Here is a 308-nt window from a genome sequence, read left to right as displayed (position 1 = left end):
TGGCGAAATTCCGAAGTTCCAAAAGCCACTCTTCGGAACGACGCCACCTTCCGCCCTGTCAGGTCTCGTTGTTCAGACCTTCCCTATGTGCCATTGGGTGTGCACTGGTCAACCAAGGGTGCCGGTATGGAAGGAGCAACTAGCCTGCGATCTTTCGATGTTATCCAAGGTGACGCTTATCTGGTTGTGTATGCTGGTGAAGATGCTGAAAAGTTTTGTGTCGGCGACGTCCCCCCGATTTTGAGTAGCACCGCAGTTTGGAGTCCAATTCCCTACCCGACGGAGATTGGACGTGAAGAAACGTTTTA

1 pseudogene is annotated in these 308 nt (G+C 51.9%); it reads left to right on the top strand.

Annotated elements, in window-relative coordinates:
* Positions 1-126 precede the first annotated feature (126 nt).
* Positions 127-308, top strand: a pseudogene (locus XcodCFBP4690_RS22960) (hypothetical protein); the annotation flags it as partial.

The sequence above is a fragment of the Xanthomonas codiaei genome (genome assembly GCF_002939785.1).
Classification (GTDB): Bacteria; Pseudomonadota; Gammaproteobacteria; order Xanthomonadales; family Xanthomonadaceae; genus Xanthomonas; species Xanthomonas codiaei.
This window is presented reverse-complemented; position numbering and strand designations above follow the sequence as displayed.